Origin of the sequence: Mesorhizobium argentiipisi (SeqCode), assembly GCF_037179585.1 — a bacterium.
Classification (GTDB): Bacteria; Pseudomonadota; Alphaproteobacteria; order Rhizobiales; family Rhizobiaceae; genus Mesorhizobium; species Mesorhizobium argentiipisi.
This window is the reverse complement of the sequence record NZ_JAPYKO010000006.1, coordinates 126,029-152,378: the sequence shown is the minus strand read 5'-3', so window position 1 is coordinate 152,378 and position 26,350 is coordinate 126,029. Positions and strand designations below refer to the sequence as shown.

The 26,350-nt window shown below is 63.9% G+C and carries 19 protein-coding genes; 4 read left to right on the top strand and 15 right to left on the bottom strand.

What is annotated here, in order from left to right; translation table 11 throughout:
• Positions 1–32 precede the first annotated feature (32 nt).
• Positions 33–1,082, bottom strand: a complete 1,050-nt coding sequence (locus O7A05_RS11755) for a threonine aldolase family protein (protein ID WP_337093259.1) — start codon at positions 1,080–1,082, stop codon at positions 33–35.
• A gap of 491 nt (positions 1,083–1,573) precedes the next feature.
• On the opposite strand from O7A05_RS11755, the gene gltB reads away from it, so the two are divergent.
• Positions 1,574–6,310 carry a glutamate synthase large subunit gene (gene gltB / locus O7A05_RS11750; RefSeq protein WP_337093258.1) on the top strand — a complete coding sequence of 1,579 codons (4,737 nt, stop codon included), beginning with the start codon at positions 1,574–1,576 and terminating at the stop codon, positions 6,308–6,310.
• A 200-nt stretch (positions 6,311–6,510) separates the two neighbouring features.
• Positions 6,511–7,965: a glutamate synthase subunit beta gene (locus O7A05_RS11745; protein ID WP_337093256.1), complete on the top strand. Its 1,455-nt coding sequence runs from the start codon at positions 6,511–6,513 to the stop codon at positions 7,963–7,965.
• A gap of 62 nt (positions 7,966–8,027) precedes the next feature.
• Here O7A05_RS11745 and O7A05_RS11740 read toward each other — a convergent pair whose 3' ends face one another.
• The 3 genes from O7A05_RS11740 to O7A05_RS11730 form a co-directional block, all read right to left on the bottom strand.
• Entirely contained in the window at positions 8,028–8,435 is a 408-nt protein-coding gene (locus tag O7A05_RS11740) for an MAPEG family protein (RefSeq protein WP_337093255.1), read from the bottom strand.
• Positions 8,436–8,564: 129 nt separating this feature from the next.
• Positions 8,565–9,782, bottom strand: a complete 1,218-nt coding sequence (locus O7A05_RS11735) for an SGNH/GDSL hydrolase family protein (protein ID WP_337093254.1) — start codon at positions 9,780–9,782, stop codon at positions 8,565–8,567.
• Positions 9,783–9,896: 114 nt separating this feature from the next.
• Positions 9,897–11,117 carry a lytic murein transglycosylase gene (locus O7A05_RS11730; protein ID WP_337093253.1) on the bottom strand — a complete coding sequence of 407 codons (1,221 nt, stop codon included), beginning with the start codon at positions 11,115–11,117 and terminating at the stop codon, positions 9,897–9,899.
• Positions 11,118–11,355: 238 nt separating this feature from the next.
• Between O7A05_RS11730 and galU the strand changes: the two genes are divergently transcribed.
• Positions 11,356–12,261, top strand: a complete 906-nt coding sequence (galU, locus tag O7A05_RS11725) for a UTP--glucose-1-phosphate uridylyltransferase GalU (RefSeq protein WP_337093251.1) — start codon at positions 11,356–11,358, stop codon at positions 12,259–12,261.
• Between the two features lie 71 nt (positions 12,262–12,332).
• Here galU and O7A05_RS11720 read toward each other — a convergent pair whose 3' ends face one another.
• The gene (locus tag O7A05_RS11720; RefSeq protein ID WP_337093250.1) at positions 12,333–14,129 is read right to left on the bottom strand and encodes an outer membrane beta-barrel protein; all 1,797 of its coding nucleotides are present in this window, start codon (positions 14,127–14,129) and stop codon (positions 12,333–12,335) included.
• Positions 14,130–14,288: 159 nt separating this feature from the next.
• On the opposite strand from O7A05_RS11720, the gene O7A05_RS11715 reads away from it, so the two are divergent.
• On the top strand, positions 14,289–15,290 hold the full coding sequence (locus tag O7A05_RS11715; RefSeq protein ID WP_337093249.1) for a KpsF/GutQ family sugar-phosphate isomerase: 1,002 nt from the start codon (positions 14,289–14,291) through the stop codon (positions 15,288–15,290).
• Between the two features lie 35 nt (positions 15,291–15,325).
• Here the strand turns inward: O7A05_RS11715 and O7A05_RS11710 are convergent, their stop codons facing one another.
• The 10 genes from O7A05_RS11710 to O7A05_RS11665 form a co-directional block, all read right to left on the bottom strand.
• Complete coding sequence (locus tag O7A05_RS11710; RefSeq protein ID WP_337093248.1) at positions 15,326–15,790, bottom strand: NfeD family protein; 465 nt, start codon at positions 15,788–15,790, stop codon at positions 15,326–15,328.
• Between the two features lie 21 nt (positions 15,791–15,811).
• Positions 15,812–16,762, bottom strand: a complete 951-nt coding sequence (locus O7A05_RS11705) for an SPFH domain-containing protein (protein WP_224514556.1) — start codon at positions 16,760–16,762, stop codon at positions 15,812–15,814.
• A 124-nt stretch (positions 16,763–16,886) separates the two neighbouring features.
• Positions 16,887–17,951, bottom strand: a complete 1,065-nt coding sequence (gene hemH / locus O7A05_RS11700) for a ferrochelatase (protein WP_337093247.1) — start codon at positions 17,949–17,951, stop codon at positions 16,887–16,889.
• 144 nt (positions 17,952–18,095) lie between these two features.
• The gene (locus tag O7A05_RS11695; protein ID WP_337093246.1) at positions 18,096–20,222 is read right to left on the bottom strand and encodes a 5'-nucleotidase C-terminal domain-containing protein; all 2,127 of its coding nucleotides are present in this window, start codon (positions 20,220–20,222) and stop codon (positions 18,096–18,098) included.
• A 190-nt stretch (positions 20,223–20,412) separates the two neighbouring features.
• Positions 20,413–20,784: a hypothetical protein gene (locus tag O7A05_RS11690; protein ID WP_337093245.1), complete on the bottom strand. Its 372-nt coding sequence runs from the start codon at positions 20,782–20,784 to the stop codon at positions 20,413–20,415.
• Positions 20,785–20,870: 86 nt separating this feature from the next.
• Positions 20,871–22,316 carry a homospermidine synthase gene (locus tag O7A05_RS11685; RefSeq protein WP_337093244.1) on the bottom strand — a complete coding sequence of 482 codons (1,446 nt, stop codon included), beginning with the start codon at positions 22,314–22,316 and terminating at the stop codon, positions 20,871–20,873.
• A gap of 141 nt (positions 22,317–22,457) precedes the next feature.
• Positions 22,458–23,384, bottom strand: a complete 927-nt coding sequence (locus tag O7A05_RS11680; RefSeq protein ID WP_337093243.1) for a heme-dependent oxidative N-demethylase family protein — start codon at positions 23,382–23,384, stop codon at positions 22,458–22,460.
• A 39-nt stretch (positions 23,385–23,423) separates the two neighbouring features.
• Positions 23,424–24,086, bottom strand: coding sequence for an aminotransferase class IV family protein (locus tag O7A05_RS11675; RefSeq protein ID WP_337093241.1), 663 nt, complete (start codon positions 24,084–24,086; stop codon positions 23,424–23,426).
• Positions 24,035–25,180: an aminodeoxychorismate synthase component I gene (locus tag O7A05_RS11670; RefSeq protein ID WP_337093240.1), complete on the bottom strand. Its 1,146-nt coding sequence runs from the start codon at positions 25,178–25,180 to the stop codon at positions 24,035–24,037. Before O7A05_RS11670 ends, O7A05_RS11675 begins: the two co-directional genes overlap by 52 nt.
• A 153-nt stretch (positions 25,181–25,333) precedes the next feature.
• The gene (locus tag O7A05_RS11665) at positions 25,334–26,038 is read right to left on the bottom strand and encodes a proton-conducting membrane transporter (protein ID WP_337093238.1); all 705 of its coding nucleotides are present in this window, start codon (positions 26,036–26,038) and stop codon (positions 25,334–25,336) included.
• Between the last annotated feature and the right edge of the window lie 312 nt (positions 26,039–26,350).

Sequence of the window (26,350 nt, the reverse complement as noted above, 5' to 3'; positions counted from 1 at the left end):
AGCCAAGAGGCGGCTTGGTCTTGGCGGGGAACTCAGGCGAGCAGCTGACCGAGACGGTCGATCTCTTCCGTCGTCGTCGCGAAGCTGGCGACGAAGCGGTAGATCGCTTCCTTGTCGCCGAGATGGCCGTCGAAACCCTGCGGCACGCCCCATTCGTAGAATTTGGCGCCGGCTGCCTGCAGCTTGTCGGCGGTTTCGCGGGTGAGGATGGCGAACACCTCATTGGCCTGAGGCAGCCAGGCGAGCTTGCCGACCGGCGCGTCCTCGATTGTCTCAGCCAGGTGTGCCGCCATCTGATTGGCCTGCCTCGCCATACGCAGCCACAGATCGTCGGTGAGATAGGCCTCGAACTGGGCCGAGATGAAGCGGGCTTTGGAGAAGGTCTGTCCGGCGCGCTGGCGCAGCAGGCGCAGATCCTTGCCGACGTCCGGATTGAGGATCACCACCGCGTCGGCCATCCAGCAGCCATTCTTGGTGCCGCCGAAGGAGATGATGTCGACACCGCTCTTCCAGGTCATTTCGGCCGGGCTGACGCCGGTCGCCGCAATCGCATTGGCGAAGCGCGCGCCGTCCATGTGCAGCGGCAGCTTATGGCGGCGGCTGACCTCGGCGATCGCCCTGACATCGTCGACGCTGTAGACCGTGCCGACCTCGGTCGCCTGGGTGACGGTGACCGCCATCGGCTGGCCGGCTGGAGCCAGATCCTGCGAATAGCGCTTGATGGCCCGGTCGAGAGCCTCCGGATTCATGCGCCCCAGCGGTCCCGGCACCGGCGCCATGCGTGCGCCGCCGGTATAGAAACCCATCGCGCCGAACTCGTCGACATTCATATGCGCCTCGGAATGGCAGAGCGCGATGCCCCCTATGCGGTTCAACGCCGCCATCGAAAGCGCGTTGGCCGCGGTGCCGGTTGCGGCGAAGAAGACCTGCACCTCACGATCGAAGATCTCGCTGAAGCGGCGATAGACGGCGCGGTCCAGATCGCCGTCGCCATAAGCGACAGCGGTGCCGGCGGCATGGCGCGACAGGTTGGCCGAAATGTCGGAGTGGACGCCGGCCCAGTTGTCGGATGCAAAGAACATCGAGAGGTCCATATCGTGATTGGCAAAAGCGGCGGGACTTGACCGCTTCGGCGGTCGAAGCGCAAGGGCCAATCGCCGGCAAAGCTGTGAAGCCAGCGCGTCGCCTCGAAAGACCCGGATCAAAGCTTGCGTTTCGGACGCTCGTCACGAAATTTTGTGTCGCGGCTCGGCCAAGTTTTTTGTGAATCGGTCTTGTGCAGCTGTCTGATTTCTGCCATAAAAAATTTAGGACAGTAGTGCTGTCTTATTTTGTCGCACAAAACAGGCTGGACTGGCGTATCATCACTGCCATTCCGGCCATTGTCGCGAGCGGCGGGTAGACGGCCCGGCTCTGGCCTGTACGATACCGGATGCGAACCGGGCGTATAGCCGTATGGTTCGATGGATTTCGCGAGACGTGCAGCAGGATGAAGGGGAAGCACTCTCGCTTCCCAAGGCAAACCAGCGCCCTGAGACAGTCGGGGTCAAGGTGGAGAACGGAGGATAGGACGATGACGGAACTGACGCCATCTGCGATCAACGGCCAGGCCGCGCAGACGAAAGCGGCAGCCGTTAAAAATACCGTCCCGGCCAAAGAGCTGCGAACTGCCAACGGCATGACCGCGCAGGGCCTCTATGATCCGCGCAACGAGCATGATGCCTGCGGCGTCGGCTTCATCGCCAATATGAAGGGCGTGAAGTCGCACGGGATCGTCGAGGACGGTCTGGCGATGCTGGAAAACCTCACCCATCGCGGCGCCGTCGGCGCCGATCCGCTGGTCGGCGACGGCGCTGGCGTGCTGGTGCAGATTCCGGACGCTTTCTTCCGCGAAGAAATGGCGGTCGTGGGCGTCGAACTGCCGCCGGCCGGTCAATACGGCGTCGGCCACTGGTTCATGCCGCAGGACGCGGCACTTCGCGCTCATATCGAAGAGATCATCGCCGAATCGGCGCAGTCGGAAGGGCTGCCGCTCATCGGCTTCCGCGACGTGCCGGTCGACAATTCGTCGCTGTCGAAGGCGCCGGATATCGTGGCGTCGGAGCCCTTCCATCGGCAGGTGTTCATCGGCCGCACGGCCGACATTCCGGACGACGAGGAATACGAGGCGCGGCTTTATCTGCTGCGCAAGGTGATCTCGGGCCGCATCTATGCCGAGAACGACAACAAGGATGTCGGCGCCTATTGCGTGTCGCTGTCGGCGCGCACCATCGTCTACAAAGGCATGTTCCTGGCCTATCAGGTCGGCGCCTATTACAAGGACCTCAAGGATCCGCGCTTCGAAACGGGTCTGATCCTGGTTCACCAGCGCTTCTCGACCAACACCTTCCCGTCGTGGAAGCTTGCGCACCCCTATCGCATGGTCGCGCATAACGGGGAGATCAACACTGTGCGCGGCAACAACAACTGGATGGCGGCGCGCCAGGCCTCGGTCGATTCCGAGCTGTTCGGCAACAACATCTCGAAGCTGTGGCCGATTTCCTATGAGGGCCAGTCGGACACGGCGTGCTTCGACAACGCGCTCGAGTTCCTGTTCCAGGGCGGCTATTCGCTTACCCACGCCATGATGATGCTGATCCCGGAAGCCTGGGCCGGCAACAAGCTCATGGATGCCGATCGCAAGGCTTTCTACGAGTACCATGCGGCGCTTATGGAGCCGTGGGACGGGCCTGCTGCGGTGGTGTTCACCGACGGCCGCCAGATCGGCGCCACGCTCGACCGCAACGGTCTGCGCCCGGCGCGCTATATCGTCACCGACGACGACCGCGTCATCATGGCATCGGAAGCCGGCGCGCTGCCGGTGCCGGAGGAAAAGATCGTGCAGAAGTGGCGGCTGCAGCCCGGCCGCATGCTGCTGATCGACCTCGCCAAGGGCCGCATCGTCTCCGACGAGGAGATCAAGTCGGAGATCGCGACCAGGCATCCCTACAAGACCTGGCTCGCCAACACGCAGCTGATCCTCGAAGACCTGAAGCCGGTCGAGCCGCGCGCGCTGCGCAAGGATGTCGGCCTGCTCGATCGCCAGCAGTCCTTCGGTTACACGCAGGAAGACACCAAGCTTCTGATGGCGCCGATGGCCACCACCGGCCAGGAAGCGGTGGGTTCGATGGGCACCGACACGCCGATCTCGGCGATGTCGGACAAGTCGAAGCTGCTCTACACCTATTTCAAGCAGAACTTCGCCCAGGTCACCAACCCGCCGATCGACCCGATCCGCGAGGAACTGGTGATGAGCCTGGTATCGTTCATCGGACCGCGGCCCAACATCTTCGACCTCGTCGGCACGTCGCGCCGCAAGCGGCTCGAAGTGCGCCAGCCGATCCTGACCAATGGCGATCTGGAGAAGATCCGCTCGATCGGCCACACCGAGGACCGTTTCGACACCAAGACGATCGACATCACCTACGGCTCGAACGAGGGCGCCGCCGGCATGCAAGGCGCCATCGACCGGCTCTGCGAGCGCGCGGAGGCGGCGGTCGCCGGCGGCTACAACATCATCATCCTGTCCGACCGCCAGGTCGGCCCGGACCGCATCGCCATCCCATCGCTGCTGGCGACGGCGGCCGTGCATCATCACCTGATCCGCAAGGGCCTGCGCACCGCGGTCGGCCTCGTGGTGGAATCCGGCGAGCCGCGCGAGGTGCATCATTTCTGCTGCCTGGCAGGCTACGGCGCCGAGGCAATCAATCCCTATCTCGCCTTCGACACGCTGCTCGACATGCACAAGCGCGGCGAGCTGCCGGAAGAGGTCGACGAATACGAGGTGGTCTCGCGCTACATCAAGTCGATCGGCAAGGGCATCCTCAAGGTGATGTCCAAGATGGGCATCTCGACCTACCAGTCCTATTGCGGCGCGCAGATTTTCGACGCCATCGGGCTGAAGTCTGATTTCGTCGAGAAGTATTTCACCGGCACGGCGACGCTGATCGAAGGCGTCGGCCTGGACGAGATCGCCACCGAGACGCTCAGCCGCCACAGCGATGCCTTCGGCAGCGATCCGGTGCTGCGCAACAATCTCGAGGTCGGCGGCGAATACATGTTCCGCATGCGCGGCGAGGCGCATATGTGGTCGCCCGATGCGGTGGCCAGCCTGCAGCACGCCGTGCGGCAGGGCTCCTGGGACACGTTCAAGGAGTATTCGGCGCAGATCGACAGTGCGACGGCCAGGGCGCAGACGATCCGGGGCCTGTTCAAGATCAGAACAGCGGAAGAGACCGGCCGCGAGAAGGTCGCGCTCGAAGACGTCATGCCGGCGGCCGAGATCGTCAAGCGCTTCTCCACCGGGGCGATGTCATTCGGCTCGATCTCCAGGGAGGCGCACACCACGCTGGCGCGCGCCATGAACGCCATCGGCGGCAAGTCGAACACTGGCGAGGGCGGCGAAGAGGCCGACCGCTATCTGCCGCTGCCCGGCGGCGGCAAGAACCCAGAACGCTCGGCGATCAAGCAGGTCGCTTCGGGCCGCTTCGGCGTCACGGCGGAATATCTGGTCAATTCCGACGTCATGCAGATCAAGGTTGCGCAGGGCGCCAAGCCCGGCGAGGGCGGCCAGCTGCCCGGACACAAGGTCGATGCCACCATCGCCAAGGTCAGGCACTCGACGCCCGGCGTCGGCCTGATCTCGCCGCCGCCGCATCACGACATCTATTCGATCGAGGATCTGGCGCAGCTGATCTACGATCTGAAGAACGTCAATCCGGCGGCCGACGTCTCGGTCAAGCTGGTGTCGGAGGTCGGGGTCGGCACGGTCGCGGCGGGTGTCGCCAAGGCGCGCGCCGACCATATCACCATCTCCGGCTATGACGGCGGCACCGGCGCTTCGCCGCTGACCTCGCTCAAGCATGCCGGCAGCCCGTGGGAAATGGGCCTCGCCGAAACACATCAGACGCTGGTGCTCAACGGCTTGCGTTCGCGTGTTGCGCTGCAGGTCGATGGCGGCCTGCGCACCGGGCGCGACGTCATCATCGGCGCGCTGCTCGGCGCCGACGAGTTCGGCTTCTCGACCGCACCGCTGATCGCGGCCGGCTGCATCATGATGCGCAAGTGCCACTTGAACACCTGCCCCGTCGGCGTGGCGACGCAGGACCCGGTGCTGCGCAAGCGCTTCAAGGGCACGCCCGAGCACGTCATCAATTTCTTCTTCTACATAGCGGAAGAGGTGCGGGCGCTGCTTGCCGACATGGGTTTCACCCATATCGACCAGATCATCGGCGACACCGATCTCCTGGAAAAGCGCGATGTCATCCAGCACTGGAAGGCGCGTGGGCTCGACTTCTCGAAGATGTTCTTCAAGCCGGACGCGCCGCATGAGGCGCTGCACTGGACCGAACGGCAGAAGCATCCGATCGACGACGTGCTCGACCGCCAGCTGATCGAACTGGCGAAGCCGGCGCTGGATGCCAAGCAGCCCGTGACCATCGAGCTGCCGATCCGCAATGTCGACCGCTCTGTCGGCGCCATGCTGTCGGGTGAAGTCGCCAAGCGGTTCAAGCACAAGGGCCTGCGCGAGGACACGATCAAGGTCAAGCTCACCGGCACCGCCGGCCAGTCCTTCGGCGCCTTCCTGGCGCGCGGCGTATCGTTCGAGCTCGTCGGCGCCGGCAACGACTATGTCGGGAAGGGCCTGTCGGGCGGCCGCATCGTCATCCGCCCGCCGGACGAAGCCAAGATCGTCGCGGCTGACTCGATCATCGTCGGCAACACGGTGCTTTACGGCGCCACCGAGGGCGAGGCCTATTTCGCCGGCGTCGCCGGCGAGCGTTTCGCCGTGCGCAATTCCGGCGTGGCCGCCGTCGTCGAAGGCGTCGGCGATCATGGCTGCGAATACATGACCGGCGGCATCGTGGTCGTGCTCGGCAAGACCGGCCGCAACTTCGCGGCCGGCATGTCGGGCGGCGTCGCCTATGTGTTGGACGAGAAGGGCGATTTCGCCGAACGCTGCAACATGGCGATGGTCGAGCTCGAGCCGGTACCGGAAGAGGACGACCTGATGGAGAAGCTGCTCCATCACGGCGGCGACCTCGACCACAAGGGCCGCGTCGACGTGTCGGGCGACATGACCAGCCATGACGAGGAACGGCTCTATCAGCTCATCTCGAACCACGTGCATTTCACCGGTTCGGTGCGCGGCCGCGAGATCCTCGACAACTGGCAGAATTTCCGGCCGAAATTCCGAAAGATCATGCCGGTCGAATATCGCCGCGCGCTGATCGAGATGGAACGCATGCGCATGAGCGTGGCGGCGGAGTAGGCTTCGGGCACGGGCCGGGGAGATGACTTCCCGGCCGGCATCCTCACCAACAATCCTGACCCCGCGAGCATGACCCCGAAAAAGTGGGAACCGGTTTTCGGCGAAGGTCATGCTCCAATAAGGTGCGGTTGCCATGGCAGCCTTAAGGGGTTAACGGGTGCGCGACAAAAAGCGTGCCTTCGGACAGCAGGGACTGGACTATGGGCAAGGTAACAGGCTTTCTCGAGATCGACCGGCAGGTGCACAAGTATCAGCCGGCCTCCGACCGCATCCGGCATTTCCGCGAATTCACGCTGCCGATGTCGGACAAAGAGGTCGAGAAACAGGCCGCGCGCTGCATGGATTGCGGCATCCCGTACTGCCACGGGCCGACCGGCTGCCCGATCCACAACCAGATCCCCGACTGGAACGATCTCGTCTATAATGGCGATTGGGACAGCGCGATCCGCAACCTGCATTCGACCAACAATTTCCCGGAATTCACCGGCCGCATCTGCCCGGCGCCTTGCGAGGAAGCCTGCACGCTCAACCTCGAGGACATTCCGGTCGCCATCAAGACGGTCGAGCAGGCGATCGCCGACAAGGCCTACGAAACCGGCCACATCCGGCCCTATCCGCCGGAGAAGAAGACCGGCAAGCGTGTTGCCGTCATCGGCTCCGGCCCGGCCGGCATGGCGGCAGCGCAGCAGCTCGGTCGCGCCGGCCATGATGTGCATGTCTATGAGCGCGAGAGCCGCCCCGGCGGTTTGATGCGCTACGGCATCCCCGATTTCAAGATCGAGAAGCACTATATCGACCGTCGCATCGAGCAGATGCAAGGCGAGGGCGTGACCTTCCATTGCGGCGTCAATGTCGGCGTCGACATGAAGGTGGCCGATCTCATCGAGGAATTCGACGCGGTGCTCTATTGCGGCGGTTCCGAAACGCCGCGCCCGGCCGGCATTCCGGGCGGCGACCTCAGCGGCGTCTATGACGCGATGCCATATCTCGTGCAGCAGAACCGCCGCGTCGGCGGCGAGCCGATCCAGTCGGTGGCCTGGCCCTCGCACCCGATCATCGCCGGCGGCCAGCATGTCGTCGTGGTCGGCGGCGGCGACACCGCGTCCGACTGCATCGGCACCGCCTTCCGCCAGGGCGCGGTGCGCGTGACGCAGCTCGACATCCGCCCGCAGCCGCCGGAGAAGGAAGACAAGCTGGCGGTATGGCCGTACTGGGCGACGAAGATGCGCACGTCCTCCTCGCAGGCCGAGGGGGCCGAGCGCGAATTCCAGGTGGCGACGCTCGAATTCATCGGCGAGGACGGCCAACTGACCGGTGTGCGCTGCTGCGAGGTCGACGACAAGCGCAAGCCGATCCCCGGCACGGAGTTCGTCATTCGCGCCGATCTCGCCTTCATCGCCATCGGCTTTGCCGGTCCTGCGAGCGACAGCCTGATGAAAGAGCTCGACGGCAAGATCAAGGTCGTCACCGACAGCCGCCGCTCGAAGAATGTCGAGGCGAACGACCACGACTACAGGACCAGCGTCGACAAGCTCTATGCGGCAGGCGACGTGCGGCGCGGCCAGTCGCTGGTGGTCTGGGCGATCCGCGAGGGCCGCCAGGCGGCGCGCTCGATCGATGAGGCATTGATGGGATCGACGGTACTGCCGCGCTGAAGAGGGTCGATGCGTTTCGAGGGCGGTTCAGCTTCGCGGAGACTTGCTCTCCCGGCTTCGTTCTAGCTCGCCAGTAGCGCTGCGGCCCAATAGGCTCCGATGATCATCTGGACCGCAAACGCCGAAAACCGAACCTTAACGGCAGTTGTGCTTGTCGACGTCAAATGAACGATCGACTGCGCGATGCGGGCCGCGAGGAACCAGTATGCAAGAGAATCGGTGATCGAAACGCGTGAGGTCATGATCGCCACAGCCATAAGACTTCCGAATATGGGTAGGCCTTCGATGCAATTTGCATGGGCCCGCGCAAGTCGCTGCATAAAGGGCGACAGGCCGGCGTTATCGGGGCTGAAACCATTTGCCGGGATACGGCCCGTCACAACCAGGTAGGTCCGCACGACTTCCATGACGATAAGCAGGCAAAGCGCCCAGGCTGTAAACCCGATGAACGCGTAACCGGTCGCTGACATCTTGTCCCCCAGTCATGACCGCAGCCATGGATATTGCCATTGCGGAAAATGCCATTGTTCCACCCGGTCTGGATATGCTGCATGCCGCAATTCCAGATGGAAACCGCTGCGCACCTTTCCTGAGTTGTTCTAGCGGTTGATGGCCGTCGTTGGATCCGGCTCGGCGCCGGCCGCGGCTGCCGGCTTCGGCGGCCAGGAGAAATCGTCGGCGCGGCCGGCCGAAGCGGTCGGCGCCTTGCCTTCCTGGATCAGCTTTTCGCCAGGCAGATTCGGATCGGCCCTGGCCGGCTGCGCTGCGCCCAGCAGTTCGGTGCCGCCGTCGAGCGCCGGGTCGCCGAGCAGCATTGGCGCGGTGCGGTCGACGATGACAGGCGCGGAAGCCGGCTTCGACGCTTCGACCGGGGCGCCGGCCGGCGCCGACACGGTCGTGACGCTCCCCGGCGCGGCCAGGCCGAGGATCTTTGCCAGCGGCTTTTCCGTGTAGAAAGCGAGCTTGCGCTTGCCGGCCTTGGTGACGTTGATGCCGTCGTCGGAACGCAGGCGAACCGGCTGGCCGTTAATGTCCGGGCCGGAGGTGACGAAAGCGCCGTTCTCGTCGACGAAGCCGTCCCATACATCTACGAATTCGCCACCGTGTTTCTCAGCGGCCGAGTGATAGATGTCGTTGAAGGCAAGCATGTCGGAGTTCATCTTCGACACACCGAAAGCCGGCATGCCGACCCACAGGAACGGCACCTTGGTATCCTGCATGGCCTTGCCGAGGGCATCGGTGCGGCGCTCATACTCCTTAGTCCAGTTCTCCGAGCGCGGCTGCTCGCGCACGTCGCCGACCTTCATCTGCTGGCGGTCGTTGGAACCCAGCATGATGATCACGGCCGCCGGTTTCTCGGTTTCGATCAGCGATTTTATCTGGGCTGGCCAATTGTAGACATCGTCACGAACGAAGCCGGACGAACCGTTGGCGCGGGCGACGATCCTGACGGCGGGATTGTCGGCAAAGGCCGTGTCCAGGCCTTCGGCCAGCCCGCCCGCCAGAAAATCGCCGACCACCAGCACGACTCGGGCGTCGTTGGTCTTCTCGACGATCGGGGTTTCCGGCTCCGCGGGCGGGCGCGGCTTGGCTTTCTTCTTCGGTTTCGGCCTTGGCTTCTGAATTTCGATCGGGGGCTCGATGCGTTCGCTGCGGCGCGGGAACAGAAGGTCGCGCAGCGACCAGCCTCGGCTTTCCTCCTGCGCGAACGCAGGGGCGTGGAAAGCGCCGGCGGCAGTGACGACAAGCACCGCAAGGGCGAGAATCAGGATCGGCGCCCGGCGAATGCTCTGCCTGCTACGCGCAACCCAAACCAAACACGTCTCCATCCCTTGGCGCATGATCGGACAGACATGGCAAAGTCATGCGCAAGCCGAAGCGCTACAGCATCCGTGCCGTCTTTGAAAGGACGCCTGGCGCTTCCGCAGGCTCTACCGCTTGCGGAGCCATTTGAGCACTTCCAGGCTTGGATAGCCATCCTGGGTCAGGCCGACCTTTGCCTGGTAGGCCATGATGGCGGCCTTCGAGCCGTCGCCGATCTTGCCGTCGAACTTGCCGTCATAATAGCCGTGCTCGGAAAGCCGCTTCTGCAATTCCTGCCGCTCTTCGAAGCTGAGCTTGGTGAAGGGCCGCTGCCAGTCCTGCACAAGGCCGGTGCCGCCGGCGATCTCATCGGCGAGCAGGCCGACGGCCAAAGCGTATTTGTCGGCATTGTTGTAGGCTTTGATGACAGAGAAATTCCTGATCATCAGGAAGGCGGGTCCACCCCGGCCGTCCGGCACTTTCAGCGTCGCCTTGTCGGTCAAGTTCCTGAACGGTTTGCCGTTGGCCCTGACGAGGCCGAGCGCCTGCCATTGGGCGATCGTCTTTGCTCCGCCGGGCAGTTTGCCGGCCGGGATAGTGACCTCATAGCCCCAGGTCTTGCCGGCCTGCCAGCCGTTCTTCTTGAGCAGATTGGCCGAGGTCGCCAGCGCGTCGGGGATCGAATTCCAGATGTCGCGCCTGCCGTTGCCGTCCATGTCGACGGCATAGCGCTGATAGCTGGTCGGAATGAATTGGGTCTGACCCATCGCGCCGGCCCAGGAGCCCATCAGATGGCTCTCGTCGATGTCGCCGGTCTGCAGGATCTTCAAGGCCGCGATCAATTGAGTGCGGGCATATTTCGAGCGCTTCGCGTCGCCATAGGCGAGCGTGGAAAGCGAACGGATGACATTGCGCATTATGTCATCGCGCTTGAGGATCTCGCCATAATTCGATTCCATCGACCAGATCGCCAGAAGGATATTGCGGTCGACACCGAACCGCGCCTCGATTCGATCGAGCCAAGGCTTCCATTTCTTCGCCATCGCCCGGCCGTTGGCCACCGACTGGTCATGTACGCGGTTGTCGAAATAATCCCAGGCGGGGGCGGTGAATTCCGGCTGGGTGCGGGCCTTTTCCAGCACGACCGGGTCGGGCTCGATGCCTCTCATAGCCTGGTCGTAGACGGCGCCCGAAACGCCGCCGGCCACCGCGGTGGCGCGGAAGCCCGCGACCCACTGACGGAACCCGGCATCGGCGAAAGCGGGACCGGCGGGCATCAACAAGGCCAGCGCGAGGCCCGCGGCCGTCGCCAATGCCGTCAGGCGCCTCGCGGTGTTGCGAACGGACATCATTTCCTCCTTCGACAAATCAGGAAGGATCATTCAACGCCGAACCGGGTTAGTATTTAGTTTACCATAGGTGCCACCGGGAACGAAAAGAGGTATCGCGGCTTTTAGCTCTTACGTTCACCGCCCGCCGTTAATCCAACATTCCGGCGTGAAAATGATTCCGTCGTGAAAATGATTGGGGGGATTGCGGAGCGTGCCGCCGAGCGGATAATTGGCCGAAACGGAAGGGGGTGTCAGCATGAAGCGCGTTCGCAAGGCAGTTTTCCCGGTCGCCGGCCTCGGCACGCGGTTTCTTCCGGCCACCAAGGCCATCCCGAAGGAAATGCTGACCGTCGTCGACCGGCCGGTCATCCAGTATGTGGTGGACGAGGCGCGCGAGGCCGGTATCGAGCATTTCATCTTCGTCACCGGGCGCAACAAGGCGGTCATCGAGGACCATTTCGACGTGCAGTTCGAGCTCTATGACACGCTCGCCCAGCGCGGCAAGGACGACCAGCTTGCCCGGCTGCAGCGGCTGCAGCCGGCGCCGGGACAGACCAGCTTCACGCGCCAGCAGGTGCCGATGGGCCTCGGCCACGCCGTCTGGTGCGCCCGCGAATTGGTCGGCGATGAACCCTTCGCGCTGCTCCTGCCGGACATGATCATGCAGTCGGAAAAGAGCTGCATGAGGAGTATGGTCGAACTCTATGCCGAGACCGGCAACAACATCGTCGCCGTGCAGGAATGCGACCCGGCGGAAGCGCATAAATACGGCATTGTCGGCCGCGGCGAGGACGCGCATCACGGCTTCCGCATCACCGGCATGGTGGAGAAGCCGAAACAGGGCACTGCGCCGTCCAACCTCTACATCAACGGCCGCTACATCCTGCAGCCGGAAATCTTCGGCATCCTGGAAAGCCAGGAGCGCGGCGCCGGCAACGAGATCCAGCTGACCGATGCGATGCTGAAGCTGGAAAAACAGCAGCCCTTCTACGGCTATCACTACAAGGGTCGCACCTTCGATTGCGGCTCGCCGGAAGGTTTCGTCGAGGCCAATGTCGCCTTCGCGCTGTGGCGCAGCGACATGAACGCAAGCATGGCCGGCGTCATCCGCACGCTGCTCGACGAGGTGCGGCCGGCGGAGCGCCGCGGCGCGGCGTTTTAGGCTACAGCGTTTCGTCACCGTCGGGTCCGGGCGTTCACTTCGCCGCCGTCAGCTCCGAGAATGAAGAGGCGTCAGCGCTGGACCTTCAGTCCGAGATAGACGCTATTGGCCGTGTAGTCGCGTCCAGGCAGATTGCTGGTCAGCTTCTCGGTCCTGACGCGGGTGGTAACTCCGGCATAGCGGTTCAGCCACCAGGTCAGCCCGGCCTCGGCGCTCAGGATCATGTCGTGGCCATCGGAGCCGGTGTAATCGCGCCAATCGAGGCCAAGCGCCGAGTTCGCCGTCAGATTGGCGCGGATCTGGCGTTCGCCGGTCAAACGTCCGGAGTAGAGGATGTCGCCGCTCTCGTTGGCCGTCGTGGTTGTCTCGACGCTGGTCTTGCCGGTGAGGCCGATGATGGTGCCGCGCTCGGGCGACCATTTGAGGTCGGCATTGATGGACGGCCCAGCGATTGCCGGAAGGCGGCTGTCGTCGATCGCCTCGCGCAACCAGCCGACGGAGAATTCGCCCGATAGCTTCTCGCCCATGTCGAGCTCGAGGCCGGCGCGCGCGCCGAGCCGCTTCGAGGAGCGCTCAAAGCCGTCGGTATCGAGACGCTGATCATAGACCCTGCGGCCGAGTTCGACTTCCGTGAAGGGCGTGAGCGCCGGCGAGATCTCATAGCCGGTGCGCAAAGTGGCGGTGTAGAGCGTATTGTTGCGATCTTTCTGCGATATCGTGGTGCCGTCGGTGAGCTCGGCATCGCCATAGAAGTCATGCGAGACCGCGCCGGTCAGCGTGTAACGCATCTTGCCGACACTCTTTTCGAGACCGAGGCTGCCATCCAGGGTCTGGCGCAGCGGCTGTTGGTTGACGCCGGCGATCGCGTCCGGCGAGGAAGCCGATTCCGGCGCTGCCTCATAGCCGAGCTTGGCGATGGCGCGCAGCTCGTTGTCGAGATCGACATTGAGCTGGCCTTCGATGCGGCCCCGCGCATCGTTGATCTTTTCGCCCGAGACGGTGTTGCGGAACTGGCCGTAGCCGGTGATCAGAGCCGAATTCTCGCGCCAGTCGGAGGTCGCGGTGAAACGCAGCGCCGTCTCGGACAGAACGGCGGATTTGCCTGTGCTGCTGGAATCGGCATTCGACGTCGCGGTGAAGCCTTGCTCGAGCGTCGGCCGGAAGACAAAGGTGCCGACCTTGACCCCGGGAGCAGCGAAGGGATCCTCCTCCGGCTTGACTTTCCGGCCTTCGATCGATCCGGTGCGTTCCTGGCCCGGGTCGAGCTTCTGCTTGTCGACGCTGTCGATGGTGACGGCGCGGCGGTTGCTGCCGTCGTCGGTCGCCGCGGTGTCGGTCTGACCGCCGGCGGCGGCGGTCGCGGCGGTGGTCGTGCCGTCGGTGGCCTCGCCTACCTTCTTCTTGGCCTTCTTCTTGTCGGCGGTCTTGGTATTCGCCTTGGCGTCGGCCTTGGTGTCGGCACGCCGATTCGCCGTCGAGGGCCGGCGCGGTTTTGCTGGCTTTGTCGTAACGGCCAATGGATCGTCTGTCGCCTGCGGCTGGTCGAAGATGCTGTCGGTCGCGCCTGCCGCCTGATCATCATCGGGAACGCCGCCGGGGCTCGACGGCTGGTAGGTCGTCGGTGCTGTGTCCTGGGCGGCCGCGGCGGCCGGCTGGGCCTGACCCAGCGACCCTTGCGCCCGCAACTGCCTCGCCTTGCGCTGCTGGTCGGCGAGTATGGCCGATTCGGAGACCTCGCCGCGCAGCTCGGTTTCCTGCGAAAACGCAGGCGCCGGGCGCAGCAAGGCAAGCGCGCTTGCCGTCAGCAGCAGTGCTGCAACGGCAATGCCCTTCCGACCGATTTTCGTTTCAGGCTGGCCCCCGGACATCGTCACCACTGCTTGCGCGGCGCGGTTGCGCCATACTTACCGAACCGTAAATGCGGATGGTTAACGGACGGTTGAAAGAGCCGCCTGAGAGCCCCTCCAATCGGAGGCTAAGGCAATTCTGTTGGACAGGGGCGCGGCAAAGCGCTAATCGCTTCGCCCATGCATGCGGGGTCCCCAGAAAGAAAGCAGCCGGACAGGCAGGCTGCGATCGAATCGGCGCTGAGAACGGTGGCGACGGAGCAGGCCGGTGTGGCGGCGCTGGCCACGGCGCTCGCGGACGGGCTGGCCGCGCCCTTCGCTGCGGCCATAGATCTGATTGCGCGGATCGAGGGCCGTGTCATCGTTACCGGCGTCGGCAAGAGCGGCCATATTGGCTCCAAGATCGCCGCGACGCTTGCCTCGACCGGCACGCCAGCCTTTTTCGTCCATCCGGCCGAGGCCAATCACGGCGATCTCGGCATGATCGCCAAGGATGACGCCATCCTCGCCATGTCGTGGTCGGGCGAGAGCAAGGAATTGATGGGCATCGTCGCCTATTCAAGACGTTTTTCCATCCCGCTGATCGCCATCACGTCCGGCGAGAACTCGGCGCTGGCGCGGACCGCGGACGTGGTCCTGCTCCTGCCCGCCGTGCCTGAGGCCTGTCCGCATGGGCTGGCGCCCACAACGTCTGCCTTGCTGCAACTCGTCATGGGCGATGCGCTTGCCATCGCGCTGCTCGAGGCGCGCGGTTTCACGCCGGATCATTTCCGCACCTTCCACCCTGGCGGACAGCTCGGCGCCAATCTGACCCAGCTGCGCGAGATCATGCATGTCGGCGAAAGGCTGCCGCTGGTGCCATCGGGCACCGGCATGCGAGAGGCGATCCTGGAATTATCGCGGAAGGGTTTCGGCTGCGTGGCGATCACCGGCGCCGACGGCGCTCTGGTCGGCATCATCACCGATGGCGACATCCGCCGCCACATCGCCAGCGACCTTCTTTCCATGAGCGTCGATCAGGTGATGACGAAGAAGCCGAAGACCGCAAGTCCGGACACGCTGGTGGCGACGGCGCTTCAGACGATCAACACTTCCGCCATCACCAGCCTGATGGTCGTCGAGGGTGGACGGCCCGTGGGATTGGTGCATCTGCACGACCTGCTGCGCATCGGCGCGGCATAAGATGCATTGATATTCAGGTGAGGCTGGTCATCTGCTCAAACCGCCTCGACCGTCAGCTCAAGATCAGTATCGGCGGCTCCCGTCACGCGCACCTGCGTGCCGGCCGGCAGATCCGGGCCTGAGACGCGCCACAGTGTGTCGCCTAGCTTGATACGGCCACGGCCGTCCTTGATCGGTTCGGCCAGGGTCGCCATCTTGCCGATCATTTGGGCGCCGCGGCGATTGAGCAGCGGCTGGTCGGTTGGATCCTGCCGCCCGCCGACCAGCTTCGTCCCGACATAGGCTGAGACCAGCGATAGTGCGAGGAAAGCGAGAATCTGGATTTGCCAAGTCCAGAACCCGGCGTCCCAGATGAGCAGCGATACGGCGCCGATGATCAGGGCGGCAATGCCGATCCACAGCATGAAGATACCCGGCGCAACGACTTCCATCACGAGCAGGGCGATACCCAGAACCATCCAGTTCCACGGGCCCAGTTCGGAAATAATGCGGTCGAGCATATGAGCGCGCTCCTTAAGACATCAATTCTCGCTCGGACGAACCACCGGCGGTCGGGCGGCCTGCCTTTGCGCGCCGGCCGTGCCTTCGTTCCTGAAGACCTCCTTGGCGATCTCGCCGATGCCGCCGAGAGTGCCGATCAGCGACGAGGCCTCCAGCGGCATCAGCACGACCTTGCTGTTCGTGGCAGAGCCGATCCTGGTCAGAGCCTCGGTATATTTTTGCGCGACGAAATAGTTGAGGGCCTGGACGTCGCCCTTGGAAATCGCCTCCGAAACGACTTGCGTGGCGCGGGCTTCGGCTTCGGCCGAGCGCTCGCGTGCCTCGGCATCGCGGAAAGCGGCTTCCTTGCGGCCTTCGGCTTCGAGGATCTGCGACTGCTTGAGACCTTCGGCGGCCAGGATCTGCGCGCGCTTGTTGCGCTCGGCCGTCATCTGCCGCCCCATCGATTCGATGAGATTGGCCGGCGGATTGATGTCCTTGATCTCGACGCGGGTGATCTTGATGCCCCATGGATGCGCGGCTTCATCGACGACACGCAGCAGGCGCTCGTTGATGGCGTCGCGGTTCGACAGCAGCTCATCGAGGTCCATCGAACCCATCACCGTGCGGATGTTGGTCATGGTGAGGTTGAGGATGGCGTTCTGCAGACCGGAGACCTGGTAGGCAGCCTGCGCCGCATTGAGTATCTGGAAGAAGGCGATCCCATCGACGCCGACGATGGCGTTGTCGCGGGTGATGATTTCCTGACTGGGAACGTCGAGCACCTGCTCCATCATGTTCATCTTGGCACCGATGCGGTCGATGAACGGAACGATGAGATTGAGACCGGGGCTTAATGTCTTGGTATAACGGCCAAAACGCTCAACCGTATAGTTGTAGCCTTGGGGTATTGTCCGAATGCCCTTGAAAAGCACCAAAACGACAAGTGCAACAAGAACCATAATCGCAATATCGAAACCGCTAAAGCTCATTTCGCTTCTCCCTCAAAGGCGGCGACCTCACGGAATCACTTAAGTGTGTTTCCGCAGCGTTACAATCAGGTGATCGTTAGCGAAGGCTTTTGCGCACCGGTTTCAAGCCTGTCGATGAAGCCGGTCACACCCAGCCGGAGAGCTCGCGCCGCACCAGTGCTTCGATTACGGCCATGCCCTCGACGCTGTCGTTGAGACAGGGGATGTGGGCGAAGTTCTTGCCGCCGGCGTGATGGAAGGTTTCGGCCGCTTCGCGGCCGATCTCATCCAGCGTCTCGATGCAGTCGACGGAGAAGCCCGGATTGACGATGGCGATCGATTTCACGCCATCCTTGGCCAGTTTCTCGACCGTGATGTCGGTATAGGGCTGCAGCCATTCCTGCGCGCCGAAACGCGACTGGAAGGTGGTTAGGAGCTTGTTCTCGTCCCAGCCGAGCCTTGCCCGCAGCAGCCGCGTCGTCTCCAGGCAGTGCGCCCGGTAAGGGTCGCCCTTGTCGGAATAGGGTTTCGGGATGCCGTGATAGGACGTGATCACCACGTCCGGCACGAAATCGAGCGTCGCGATGTGCTTCTCGATCGAACGCGCAAGCGCGTCGATATAGACCGGTTCGTCATAATAGGGCGGCACGCTGCGGATCGCCGGCGCGTGCCTGATCTTCATCAGCGCGCGGAACAATTGGTCGTTGGCCGTCGCCGTCGTCGTCGCCGAATATTGCGGATAGAGCGGGAAGGTCAGGATGCGCTCGCAGCCCTGCTCGACCAGTCTTTGGACGACGCTTGCCGTCGAGGGATTGCCGTAGCGCATCGCCCAATCGACCATCACATCGGGCAGGTCGGCCAGTGCGGCGGCGAGTTTCTGACCTTGAGCGCGGGTGAACGTGCGCAGCGGCGACTCGTTCATCTCCCGGTTCCAGATACGGGCGTAGTTGGCGCCGGACTTCTTCGGCCGGGTGGTCAGCACCAGCCCGTAGAGGATCGGATACCAGATCGCCTTGTTAAGCTCGATAACGCGCGGGTCGGAAAGGAATTCCCGCAGGTAGCGCCACATCGGCTTGAAGTCGGTGCCATCGGGCGTACCAAGATTGACCAGCATGATGCCGATCCTGCCTGGCCTGACCGGCGCGGCGTCGGCTGACAGCGGACCGACGGCCTTTGCGGCTTTGGCGTCGGTGGGGTTGGCAAGCGTCATCAACAGTCTCCGGTAGCGCCGCGAAACTAGCGATGCCCTGCCGGGTTTCAATGCCGCGTCTGGCCGCACCTTACCGCGTTACGACCTGAAAAAGGAACACCCGCCCGGTCGCCCGAGCGGGTGGCATGGGTTCCGGATGACTGGCTACTTCGCGGCCGGCGGAATGGTCAGCGTCGCGCCGAGCGGCAGGCGACGCGGCTTATAATCCTTGTTGGCTTCGGAGATGAGCTTCCACTTGGTGGCGTCGCCATAGGCTTTCTTGGCCAGGTCCCAATAGGTATCGCCGGCGGCGATGGTGTGGCTGGTCTCTGCCGGCGTCGCTTCAGCGGGCTTGGCCGGCTCGGTGGCGGGAGCAGGGATTGCCGGGGCAGCCTCGGCAGGCTTTGCCGGTTCCGCGGCCGGCGGCGCGGGCGCCGTCTCAGCCGGCTTCGCGGTTTCGGCAGGCGCGGCCGGAGCGGTTTCAGCCGAAACGGCCGGCGGCGTGCCGGCAATGTCGCTGGAGCCGGAAGGCAGGGCCGGCATCGCCGGTTCGCTGTTTGCCGGCGCAGCCTCGGCCGGTTTTACAGCCTCCGCCGCAGGCGCCTGGGTGGCGGCGGGAGCGGTCTCGGCAGGCTTTGCCGGTTCCGCAGGCTTGCTGGCCGGCTCAGCCGCCGCCGTCGTTGCCGCAATCTCGGTGATGCGGCCGTCGAGCTTGGGCGTGTAGGGCCGATGCGCGCCGAGATAGTCGGCCACCACCTGTTCTAGGCCCGGGCCGTAGTCGTAGGCGTCCGTCGCTTTCTCGGCGAAGACCTTGTAGCCGTCGCCGCCCTGGCGGACATAGTTGTTGGTGGCGACGAGGTACTGCTTGTCGGGATTGATCGGCGCCCAGGCGCCGTTCTCCATCACTTCGACCGATTTGACGCGGCCGGCATTGGGCGCGACCGACTTGTCAAAGGAATATTTCAACCCGGCAACCTGCGGGAAGCGGCCGGCGCCGTCCTCGACCTGGCTGACACCGCTTTCGAGGCCCGCAACCAGGTCCTTGCCGGAAATCTTGAAGGTCGCCAGCGTGTTCTGGAAGGGCAGCACGGTCAGCACCTCGCCCATGGTCACCGTCCCCTGGTCGATCGAGGCGCGCAGGCCGCCACCGTTCGAGATGACAATTTCGACGCCCTGGCCCTTGGTGCGGTCGAGGATGGCGTCGGAGACAAGATTGCCCATCTCGCATTCGCGCGCGCGGCAATTCTCGCGGCTGCCGTCGAGCGCCCTGGTGGTCTCGGCCACCTCCTTGTTCTTCAGCGCCTCGATCGGCGCGCCCAGCTCCTTGATGCGGGCGAGCACAGCGGGATCGGGCGTGATCGACTTGTCGAGATGGATCGGGGCGCCGCTGGCTTCCTTGACGACGCCGTTGTCGTCGAACACGACCTTGAACTCGCCGAGATATTTCGAATAGGACGCGGCCTGCACCACCGGCACCTTGGAGCCGTCGGGGTTGTCGACCATCGTCGGGTACGGTCCCTCGGCTTTCGGATCGGTGTTCGACAGAAGCGTGTGGCTGTGGCCGCCGACCACCACGTCGATGCCCGGGATCTTGGCGATGACGTCGCGCTCGCGCCGGTAGCCGATATGGGTAACCGCGATGATCTTGTTGATGCCTTGCGCCTTCAGCTTCTCGACCTCGGCGGTGATCGCCTTGACGTCGTCCGTGATGGCGATGTTCGGACCCGGCGAGGCGAGTTCCGGCGTGTCGTTGGTGACGGCGCCAACGATGCCGATCTTCTGGCCGCCGACCTCGACGACGATCGACGGCTTGATCTTGTCCTTGGCGCCGGACTTGTCGTTGGGCACGACATTGGCGCTGACGATCGGGAATTTGGCCTTGTCGAGATAAGGCACCAGAGCGGTCTCGCCGTCGTCGAATTCGTGGTTGCCGAGCGTCACGGCGTCGGGCTTGATCTGATTGAGGAATTCCTCTTCCGCCGCACCCTTGTAGGTGATGTAGAACAGCGATCCTTGGAAGCTGTCGCCGGCATTGAGCAGCAGCACGTTCTGGCCTTCGAGCTTCTTGCGCTCCTCAGCGATCGCCGTGATCAGCCGGCCGGCGCCGCCGATGCATTCGCCCTTGGTCTCCTCGTCGGCGGAACAGGTCGACTCGTATTTGTTGTTGCCTTCGATGCGGCTGTGCCAATCGTTGAAATGCAGGATGTTCAGCGTGTAGTCGGCAAAAGACACGCCTGCCGACAGGCCGAGCGCTGAGGCCGACAGGGCTAGGATCGCGGCAACCTTCTTCATCTTCGTCTCCCGGATAAGCTGACTTCGAATATGCTTAACGCCCTCGCTTGACTGGAAAATAGCAGTCAGCCTTGGGCCATGTTCACATCGGGTCCTGAGCGATGCAAGCACAAATCAGGGAGATGTTTGCCGGCACAAAAAAGACGGCGGCTCACGCCACCGTCCCTGTCAGCGAGACATTCGCTAGCCCTCAGGCCCGGCGCGTCAGCACGAAATTCTGGCCGCTGGCGCTGGTGCAGTTGAGCTGGGTGATGGAGATCATCAGGCAGTTGAAGCTGACCGGCGTCTGGCGGATCAGCGAGGTGCCGTGGATCTCGACCGAGGTCGGTCCGGTCAGGGTGTAGCTGCCTTCCGAGAGTTTCTGACCGGTGTCGGTGGCGACGGTGGTGAACTTGCCGGCCGTGAAGGTCGACAAGCCTGTGCCCTTGGCGTCGATCCAGTTGCCCTCGACGCCTTTGGGTGCGGCGGCCGGTGGTTGCGAAGGTCCGGTGGTGGTGCAGGCGGCCGCAGCCAGAAGGCTTGCCGCGGCGCCTGCCGACAGCAGTTTGCGCGCAATGGTCATTCTGAAAATCCTCTCCTCAGTCCGCCGATACTCAATCGCCCGATTTCCGGGCGATTGCAAGGCGGTGAGGGCTGTCAGGCTGGCTGCTATCGGACCAGAATGTTGCGGAACTGCCACGGGTCGTCCTTGTCCAGGTCCTCGGGGAAGAGGCCCGGCCGGTTATCCAGCGGCGTCCAATCGGTGTAGTAGCCCCTGACCGGCCCGAGATAGGGAAATTGCACTTCGAGGCAGCGCCGGTAGTCCATCTCGTCGGCCTCGACGATGCCGGCGGTCGGGTTCTCCAGCGCCCAGACCATGCCGGCGAGCACAGCCGAGGTCACCTGCAGGCCGGTGGCGTTCTGGTAGGGGGCAAGCTTGCGCGCCTCGGCCAGCGACAGCTGCGAGCCATACCAGTAGGCGTTCTTGTCGTGGCCGTAGAGCAGCACGCCGAGCTCGTCGACGCCGTCGACCAGTTCGTTCTCGTCGAGCACGTGATGGATCGGCTGCGGCTTGCCGGCGGCGCCGAACATCTCATCCAGCGACAGCATGGCGTCGTTGCAGGGATGGTAGGCGTAGTGGCAGGTCGGGCGATACTGGACCTTGCCCTTCTTCGACCGCACGGTGAAGAAGTCGGCGATCGAGATCGACTCGTTATGCGTCACCAGCAGGCCGTATTGCGGGCCGGGCGTCGGGCACCAGCTGCGCACACGCGTGTTGGCGCCGGGCTGTTCCAGATAGATCGCCGCCTTGGAGCCGTGCTTGTGCTTCTTGCCGTTCTTCGGCATCCAGTTCTCATGCGTGCCCCAGCCGAGCTCGGCCGGCTGCAGGCCCTCCGAGATGAAGCCTTCGACCGACCAGGTGTTCCAGAACAAGTTCATCGGCTTCGGCTTCTTCGTGCGCTGGGTGTCGCGCTCGGCGATATGGATGCCCTTGACGCCGGCCTTCTTCATCAGCCTGGCCCAGGCCTCGCGATCCTCCTGCGGGGGCTCGGAAAACTCGAGACCGAGATCGGTGGCGAGGTTGACCAGCGCCTTCTTGACGAACCACGAGACCATGCCGGGATTGGCGCCGCAGGTGGAGACCGCCGTCGGGCCGCCGGGGTTGTCTTGCTTTTCCTTGATCATCGCCTCGCGCAGCGCGTAGTTGGTGCGGCTGGCATTGTCGGCCTCGGCGTTGAAATAGAAGCCGAGCCACGGCTCGACGACGGTGTCGATGTAAAGCACGCCGAGCTTGCGGCACAATTTCATCAGGTCCACCGAGCCGGTGTCGACCGACAGGTTGACGCAAAAGCCCTGGCCGCCGCCATTGGTCAAAAGCGGCGTGAGCAGCTTCTTGTAATTCTTCTCGGTTACCGCGTCCTGCATGAAGGTGATGCCGCGCTCGTCGAGCAGCTTGCGGTCGGTGTCGCGCGGGTCGATGACCGTCATGCGCGACTTGTCGAACTTGAAATGGCGCTCGATCAGCGGCAGCGTTCCCCGCCCGATCGAGCCGAAGCCGATCATCACGACGGGACCGGTGATTTCACCGTAAACGGGCCAGTTCTCATTCGCCATTTTTTCGCACACTCCTTCAAACACGCGCAAAGCCGGGGCCCTTTGCCCGACGGCCAAGCGCTACAACCACAGATCATTGTCATAAACCAGCGAAAAGCACCAATCGCCGGCCAGGCCAGCCTGGAACCTTGGTTAAGGCGTTCAGGCCATGCCGCTGAGGAACTCGACCAGCCGGTCGCGGTCGGCGGTCAGGCCCTTGTAGTCGAGTTGCTGCTGGTCGAGGGCCAGGAGCTGCTCCGCGAAGGAGGCCGCCAGCACTGCCCGGTCGGGATGGCGGATGAGCAGCTTGAGCGGATCGAGATGGATGCGGATGGTGAAGAGGATGTCGCGCGAGACGGGAAGCTTGCGCAGCGTCTGGCGTTCGACGCGAATGAAGGCATGGGCTTTGACGTCGCCGTCGGGGAAACGGCTCGGGCGGTTCGTGGCGCGGTCGATACGCTCGACATTGGAAAGCGGATGATAGAGCGCATCGTTGGCCTGGATCGACCAGTTGAAGCGCTCGACCGCCTGGCCCTGCAGGCCGTCGAACATGCGGTTGATGAGCTCGGCCGGCCGCGTGCCGGGGCCGAATCCAGGCACCGGTTCGTGGATCTCCTGCAGCGGCTTGCCGAATTTCTCCTGCAGCGACCAGGACGAAGGAAAGCAGAGCGACCCAGCGGCGAGCCGCCAGCCGCGCTCGTCGCGACGCATCAGGATCAGGTCTTCCTGAACGAGCAGCGAGGCCTTTGCCAGCGGCGCGTCGCGCAGGGCAGGAGGCAGCCTGTCGATCGTCCCCTCGAAACCGATCGGCTCGACATCCGCTCCGCTGCGGCGGTGCGTGCCAAGGTGAGCGGCTTCGAGATGCGCGACGAGCAGGTCCAGCACTTCGCGCTGAGCCTCGCTTGTGCCGTCCTCCTCGACGAACACCTTTTCCGGGATTTCCGCATAGAGCCGTTGCTTTTCGGCCAGATGCGGCAGCAGGAATTCATCGACCTCGATCCAGCGGTCGAAGTCGAGCGGCTTCAGCCCGATGGTGAAGAGTTTCGAGGACCCGTCATAAGGCGTATGTGTCGGCTGGCGGAGGGTCATGCCTGTTTGGGTGTTATCCAGTTTATGTCTCCAGGGCGATCAGCCAAGCCGCGCCGGGATCAGCCCGCGCAGCGAGTTGCCGACGAAGATCGCCTTCGCCGCCTTCAGATCGTCGAAGCTGTAGATCGCTTCCACGGCGCGGCCTTCGTCCAGAAGCTCGCCGCGCAATATTCCAGGCAAAAGGCCGCAGTCGAGGCGGGGCGTGGCGAGCGGGTCGTCGCCGAAATCGGCGAAGAGATTGGTAATCGTGCCCTCGCAGAGCTCGCCGCGCTCGTTGGCCAAAAGCACTTCGTCGGCGCGGGTGGCGAGATATTCGCTGCGCGCCTGCGTGTAGACTTGGCGCAGGCTTGTCTTGTGGCGCAGCAGCGTGTTGGCGGAATCGAGACGGATGCGCGCCAGCTGCAGCCGCCAGACCTTGCCGGCGGGCAGCGGTTCATAGGCTTGAGCGGCGGCTGCCGCTTCGCCATTGCGCTGCAAGGCAAGGCGCACGCGCATGGCAACTCGGTGTCCGCCGACGGCGCTGGAAAGCGCCTGGCCGATCCGCGCCGGATCGCAGGCGAAGCCGAGTTCGGCGGCGGACGCATAAAGCCTCGCGAGGTGGCGCTCGAAGCGCAGGAAGCCCGAGCCAGGTTCCCAGCGCATGGTCTCGATCAGCTCGAAGCCGGCACCGTTCCCGTCGCGAAGCGCGCTTTCAACAGACACTCCCGATACTCCTCGTCGGCGGTGGAATCGAAAACGACGCCGCCGCCGACATTGTAGACGGCCTCGCCGTCGGCAAAGAGCGAGATGGTGCGGATCGCTACCGAAAAACGCATCCTGCCGTCCGGCGCGATCCAGCCAATGGCACCGCAATAGACATCTCGCGGTGCGTCTTCCAGCTCATGCAGGATTTCCATGGCACGGATTTTCGGCGCACCCGTGATCGAGCCGCAAGGGAAGAGCGCGGCGAAGACCTGGCGGATGCCGATGTCCCGTAAAAGCCTTGCCCGCACGCGGCTCACCATCTGGTGCACCGTCGGATAGGTCTCGATGCGGAACAGCTCCGGCACGTCGAGCGTGCCGACTTCGCTGATCAGCGAGATGTCGTTGCGCAGAAGGTCGACGATCATCCGGTTCTCGGCCTGGTTCTTCTCGTCGTTGCGCAGGAAGGCCTTCAGCCGGGTGTCTTCGGCCTTGGTCGCGCCGCGCGGCGCGGTGCCCTTCATCGGATGCGTCTCGATCATGCCGTCGGCATCGATCTCGAAGAACAATTCGGGCGAGCGCGACAGGACGATCGGATCGCCGAGCGAGACCAGCGCGCCATATTTCACCGGCTGGCGTTCCGTCAGCGCGTCGAAGGCCGCAAGCGGATCGCCGGACCACTGTGCACGGACCGAGAAGGTCAGATTGCCCTGGTAGCAATCGCCTTTGCGGATGTGGTTGTGAAGGCGCGCGAAGCGGCCGGCATAGTCCTCGGCCGACCAGGCTGCGCGGGCATCGAAGATCGGGCCGTTGCTGGCTGACCCCCGTGACTGCGGGACCTCCTGCTCGTCGGGCGCATCGAAGACACCGAGACAGATCAACGGCGCGCGGCGGCCTTCGGGCAGCAGCGGCACCAGTTTCGGCTCGAGCAGGTAGCCGGCTTCGTAGGAGAAATAGCCCGCCAGCCATTTGCCGGAATCGGAGGCGGCCTGCGCCCTTTCAAGCGCGGGCGTGAACTCTTCCGCGTCGTGCGCGACGATGATCCCGCGCGGCCTGTCGAAGACCAGCTGACGAGCGGTCGCGTCATTGCGGAAGATGGCTGCGGGCAGGGACATAAGCCTTGGATACGGACAATTCAGTCGACCGCTCTATATGGGGGTTCGGCGAGGCGCAATCGAGGGAACGGCGTCGGGCGGCGCAAAGGCGGCTGGCCCAAAACAAAGACGGCGCCCATGGGGGCGCCGCCCTTACGCCAACAGGCGGATTGTTCAGCTGTTGCTCGCGGTTCCCGCGCTCGGGAACTGGCGGGCGAATTCGGCCTCGTCGCCGGCGGCCAGCAATTTCGCCTGCTCGATCCATTTTTCGCGCGCGATGCGGCCGTCGAAATTGAGCACCTCCTCGACGCGTTTGACGTCGGCGTCGGTCCAGGCGGCGATCTGGGCATAGGTGGTGACGCCCAGTCCCTTGAGCAGCTTCTCGTTGACCGACCCGATGCCGATGAGGCGGCGCAGATTGTCGGCCTTGCCTGTCGTCGGCGCGGCAGCATTCTTTGCCGCGGGGGCTGCCGCTTTCTTGGACGGAGCGGCCTTGGCAGTCGGCTTCGGCGCCGCCGCGGCCTTCGTTGCCGCCGGCTTCTTTGCGGCGGCCGACTTCGCCGGAGCGGCCTTTGCCGATGTCGATGCGGCGGGCGTCGACATCAGTGCCGCCGGCGCCGGCGCGGCGGCCTTGTCGGTCCCGGCCTTGGCGGCAGGCGCATCGCGCAGCCGGCTTTCGAGATCGGCGCGGGCACGGCCGCAGGCGTCTAGCTCGCCCTTCAACCGATCGCTGTCGGCGCGCAGCCTGTCGCGCTCGCCTCGTGTGCGGTCGAGATCGCCGCGCAGACTGTCGAACTCTCCGCGCAGGCGGCCCCAGATGAACCAGCCAGCCAGAATACCCACAACGAACGCCAGGAGCATGTAGAAGAAAGTGCTCATTTCCCTCTCCAGTCCGATCTGTCGGCCGAGGCCCGAGAAAGGCGAGCGCACGCCAAGGATCGTCAAAGGTTCCGTGGTTGGCGGAACCGCCGGCTTCAATCGAGCCATCGGCGTTCGGCCTTGTCCGGGGCCGACGGCCATCATCGCATTCGCCGTGGCGCCGCGACCGGCCATCTCTGGCCCTGCGCGATGCGGCTGAGCTTGAGGCCGGACGCTATCATATGGCTTGTCGAAAGCCAGTTGAAAAATGCGCCGGAGAGTTATTCAAGAACAGCTATTTAAAACTAGAATAGAGTCTTGCTAATATGCGTC

Coding starts and splice junctions, on each gene's coding strand:
- O7A05_RS11670 (WP_337093240.1), bottom strand. CDS start 25,180: ATGTCCCTGCCCGCAGCCATCTTCCGCAATGACGCGACCGCTCGTCAG.
- O7A05_RS11740 (WP_337093255.1), bottom strand. CDS start 8,435: ATGTCAGCGACCGGTTACGCGTTCATCGGGTTTACAGCCTGGGCGCTT.
- O7A05_RS11730 (WP_337093253.1), bottom strand. CDS start 11,117: ATGTCCGTTCGCAACACCGCGAGGCGCCTGACGGCATTGGCGACGGCC.
- O7A05_RS11665 (WP_337093238.1), bottom strand. CDS start 26,038: ATGAGCACTTTCTTCTACATGCTCCTGGCGTTCGTTGTGGGTATTCTG.
- O7A05_RS11695 (WP_337093246.1), bottom strand. CDS start 20,222: ATGAAGAAGGTTGCCGCGATCCTAGCCCTGTCGGCCTCAGCGCTCGGC.
- O7A05_RS11680 (WP_337093243.1), bottom strand. CDS start 23,384: ATGACCCTCCGCCAGCCGACACATACGCCTTATGACGGGTCCTCGAAA.
- O7A05_RS11745 (WP_337093256.1), top strand. CDS start 6,511: ATGGGCAAGGTAACAGGCTTTCTCGAGATCGACCGGCAGGTGCACAAG.
- O7A05_RS11715 (WP_337093249.1), top strand. CDS start 14,289: ATGCATGCGGGGTCCCCAGAAAGAAAGCAGCCGGACAGGCAGGCTGCG.
- galU (WP_337093251.1), top strand. CDS start 11,356: ATGAAGCGCGTTCGCAAGGCAGTTTTCCCGGTCGCCGGCCTCGGCACG.
- O7A05_RS11685 (WP_337093244.1), bottom strand. CDS start 22,316: ATGGCGAATGAGAACTGGCCCGTTTACGGTGAAATCACCGGTCCCGTC.
- O7A05_RS11690 (WP_337093245.1), bottom strand. CDS start 20,784: ATGACCATTGCGCGCAAACTGCTGTCGGCAGGCGCCGCGGCAAGCCTT.
- hemH (WP_337093247.1), bottom strand. CDS start 17,951: ATGACGCTTGCCAACCCCACCGACGCCAAAGCCGCAAAGGCCGTCGGT.
- O7A05_RS11755 (WP_337093259.1), bottom strand. CDS start 1,082: ATGTTCTTTGCATCCGACAACTGGGCCGGCGTCCACTCCGACATTTCG.
- O7A05_RS11720 (WP_337093250.1), bottom strand. CDS start 14,129: ATGTCCGGGGGCCAGCCTGAAACGAAAATCGGTCGGAAGGGCATTGCC.
- O7A05_RS11705 (WP_224514556.1), bottom strand. CDS start 16,762: ATGAGCTTTAGCGGTTTCGATATTGCGATTATGGTTCTTGTTGCACTT.
- gltB (WP_337093258.1), top strand. CDS start 1,574: ATGACGGAACTGACGCCATCTGCGATCAACGGCCAGGCCGCGCAGACG.
- O7A05_RS11710 (WP_337093248.1), bottom strand. CDS start 15,790: ATGCTCGACCGCATTATTTCCGAACTGGGCCCGTGGAACTGGATGGTT.